We start from the raw sequence: 3,465 nt of genomic DNA, 5'->3' as shown, positions 1-3,465 counted from the left end.
CAGTGTTTTCTCAACGTCGGTTTTGGCAACCTGCCACAAAAGGGTCTGCCCTCCCTGGACCAAATTAAGAAACAAAAAAAGAGCACCCACAATGGAGCATATTATCCACCAAAGTTGTTGCAAGGTTACATAGTCAAAGTTTATCATTATTAACGGCCCTCCTCCGGTCCAATGGATATTTGTTTAAGCATGATGGTTATTTCAGCGGCAAGTAAAAGAGTAAAGACCGCAAAAAACATAAAGAAAGTAATCTGGACGTTGCTTGCTGCAAGATTTGTTGTTGCTGCCTTAACGGGTAAGAGGCCGTAAATAGCCCAGGGCTGACGGCCAACCTCTGCTACAACCCAGCCGGACTGCTGGGCAATTAAACCCAGAAAACCGGATATTAAGCCAAGAGGAAGCAGCCATTTTTTCAGGTTTTCTTTGGTAAGAGAATCTTTTATAGCATAAAAAAGAAAGGCAGCAAAAAGAACAGGAAAGAGTGTACCTAAAGCCACCATGATATGAAAAGCATAGTAGGGGATAGCAACCGGTGGAACAGCTTCTTCGGGTTTACTGAGGTATCCGTATCCCATGTATTCCTGATTTTCGTTGAATCTTGCCAATGCCAGGTCTGCTTTTTGGTTATTGTTTTTTTTGCGGGCCAGTTTAAATTGGGCAAGATCATTTATTGCCTTTTTACCTTTGGCAATTTTTGATGCAGCACTTTCTATCCCTTGTTCTTCATTCCCATAAACAAGATCGTCAATTCCCGGTACAAATGAGGTAAAGGAACGGTTTGCTAAAAGAGAAAGCATAAATGGGAGTTTAATTTTTACAAGAAAAGGATCTTGACCGTCTCCCGGCTGTTTATCACCCCGCAGGATTCCTGCAGCAACAAGGCCGGCCTTTGTTTCTCCCTTGTATAAGCCTTCAATAGCCGCAAGCTTCATGGGTTGTTTCTGGGCAACCGCGTACGCAGATTCATCACCGCTGAAAGCGACAAAACTCGAAGAAAGCAGGCCAAAGACAGACGCCACAATAATGGATCGTTTTGCCATTTGAAGATGCTTGCCTCTTATAAGATACCAGCAGGAGATGGTCAGTACAAATAAGGAAGCAAATAAAAATCCGGAACTTGACGTATGAACAAATTTGGAAACAGCCACAGGGTTAAAAACAACCTCAAAAAAACTTTGCATTTCAAATCGTGCTGTTTCAGGATTAAAGGCCATGCCAACAGGATGTTGCATCCAGCCATTGGCCACAAGAATCCAGACTGCTGAAAGATTTGAACCTATGGCGACCATCCATGTGGAAAAAAGATGAAACTTTTTTGAAACCCTGTTCCATCCGAAAAACATGACAGCAAAAAAAGTGGCTTCAAGGAAAAAAGCAAAAAGGCCTTCAATGGCAAGGGGTGCACCAAAAATGTCTCCAACTATCCATGAATAATTGGACCAGTTTGTTCCGAATTGAAACTCAAGAATGATCCCGGTTGCCACGCCAATAGCAAAATTGATTCCAAACAAGGTCATCCAGAATTTTGTAAGGGCTCTCCATTCCTTATTTCCTGTGCGGACATAAATAGTTTCAAAAAAGGCGCACAAAAAAGAAAGCCCCAGTGTTAAGGGTACAAAAATCCAGTGATACATGGCGGTAAAGGCAAATTGTGCTCTTGCCCAGTTCACCATAGTTAAATCAAAATCCATCATTATTTTTTCCCTCCTGTTAAATGAAATTTGGTTTTATATTAATAAAGATCATTTCAATTGGCTTTTGGAAGCATTCCTTGTGATTTGTTCAAGCACATAATTGCCTTTTTCTTCATCGGTTTCAAATTTTGTATTCAGGAAGTTAGGGAAGAAAAAAAGTTTCAGGATTACAAACATCACAAAAAGCTTTATCAGAATGATTTTCCACAGCTTTTTTCCAAGAACCATTCCCCTGAAACCATCACGATAAAATGTATAAATATTATTGACAATTTTTATAACATTATCCGGTTTTTCAAGATTTAGAAGATTATGTTTCATTGGCCATACCTTAATGGGTCCTTTCGGTGATTTATTTATTTTACTTAAAACAGCAAATAATATGCCATAAAAGAAAAGTCAGATTAAAATAAATGATAAGATCAATGGATTGGAATATCATAAACGATTCATCCGCCTGTGGATAGGAGTTTTGAATGATTTGATAAATTTATTTAAACAATGATTTTAGCAATATTGATATGGATACATTCTGTCACATTTGTTTCGTGGAAACAAGGCTGTGAAACATTAATGTATCGTATTGTCGAGACATAAAGATGGTTAAGCGAATAAAGTTAAGCTCAAAAAACTTTATCGGCCATGGCAAATAAAATAATAATGCGGCAGTTAATTTTTGAAATTATTCAAATAATATTAATAACATTGACATGTTAACTTATTGTTAACATATTAGACCAAGATTATTCTGTAAGGATTACGACGGTAAAGAGACGAAGTAGTTAAAAAGCTATGATAGTGCATGCTTAAAAACCAGAGAAATTTTTTTATAAAAGAAAGTTCCTTTGGTATACTCATTGCTTTAAAAAATGAATCAATAATATTGGGAAAGAACTGAATTCGAATAAAGGATGTAACATGAAAAGGGAAAATATACTTATTGTTGCTATTATCTGTATCGCTTTTGCCGGTGTTATGATTTATAATAAATCGAAATCGGAAAAACAGGCTGATGCCATTCAAGATAAGGGGCCTGCCCAAATCAGCGGCACTTCAAATATAGACTGGCAGGGTTATGATCAGGGTATGGAATTGGCAAAAACCGAGAATAAACCTATTTTCTTATATTTCCATGCAGACTGGTGTACTTATTGCAAAAAGCTTACGAAGACAACATTCCGAAACAAAGCGGTTTTGAACTATTTAAAAGACAATTTTATCAGTATCACAGTGAATACTGATAAAAAACAAGAGCTTGCTACACAATGGAGCATCAGGGGTCTGCCAACTCTATGGTTTCTTAAATCAGACAATTCGAAAATCAGCAGTATTCCCGGATTTATCGATGCAAAACAATTTTTACATATTTTAAAATATATTCATACGGCAAGTTATGACAAAATGAGTTTTCAAGAATTTGTAAAAACAATATGATATGATTCAAGAAGTATCAGAAAGAGAGGGAAAATGACTTCTAAAATTTCGCGCAGGGCATTTTTAAAAGGCTCAATCACGGCTGCAGGGTCTGTGGCTGCAACCACAGGCATTGCCAGGGCTGCCAAGTCTATGACCCGTGAAAAAAAAGAGCCGTTGGTTACCTTGCTTGATATCAGCAAATGCATTGGGTGCGAAGAGTGTGTTTATGCCTGCCAGGAGGCAAATGCAGATAAGTATGCAGACCCCCAAAAACCGTATCCCAAAATGTATCCCAGCCGGGTTCCGATAGAAGACTGGTCTGACAAGCGGGATGTGATAGACCGCCTGACACCTT

Annotated in this window: 4 protein-coding genes; 2 read left to right on the top strand and 2 right to left on the bottom strand. The window is 38.1% G+C overall.

From position 1 onward, the window contains the following. Positions 1-149: 149 nt before the first annotated feature. Together K8S13_RS04395 and K8S13_RS04390 are read right to left on the bottom strand one after the other, a co-directional pair. Positions 150-1,694 (bottom strand): cytochrome ubiquinol oxidase subunit I, encoded by a 1,545-nt coding sequence (locus K8S13_RS04395; protein WP_291460735.1) that lies wholly within the window; start codon positions 1,692-1,694, stop codon positions 150-152. 48 nt (positions 1,695-1,742) lie between these two features. Continuing rightward, positions 1,743-2,015 carry a DUF4492 domain-containing protein gene (locus tag K8S13_RS04390; RefSeq protein WP_291460733.1) on the bottom strand — a complete coding sequence of 91 codons (273 nt, stop codon included), beginning with the start codon at positions 2,013-2,015 and terminating at the stop codon, positions 1,743-1,745. A 597-nt stretch (positions 2,016-2,612) separates the two neighbouring features. Between K8S13_RS04390 and K8S13_RS04385 the strand changes: the two genes are divergently transcribed. Together K8S13_RS04385 and K8S13_RS04380 are read left to right on the top strand one after the other, a co-directional pair. Beyond that, positions 2,613-3,128: a thioredoxin fold domain-containing protein gene (locus K8S13_RS04385; RefSeq protein WP_291460732.1), complete on the top strand. Its 516-nt coding sequence runs from the start codon at positions 2,613-2,615 to the stop codon at positions 3,126-3,128. Between the two features lie 33 nt (positions 3,129-3,161). Then, positions 3,162-3,465, top strand: a 304-nt coding sequence (locus tag K8S13_RS04380; RefSeq protein ID WP_291460731.1) for a twin-arginine translocation signal domain-containing protein, incomplete at its 3' end; no start/stop codon positions are given.

The sequence above is a fragment of the Desulfobacula sp. genome (assembly GCF_021107415.1).
The sequence above is the reverse complement of the archived record's forward strand: the minus strand, read 5'-3'. Positions and strand labels throughout refer to the sequence as shown.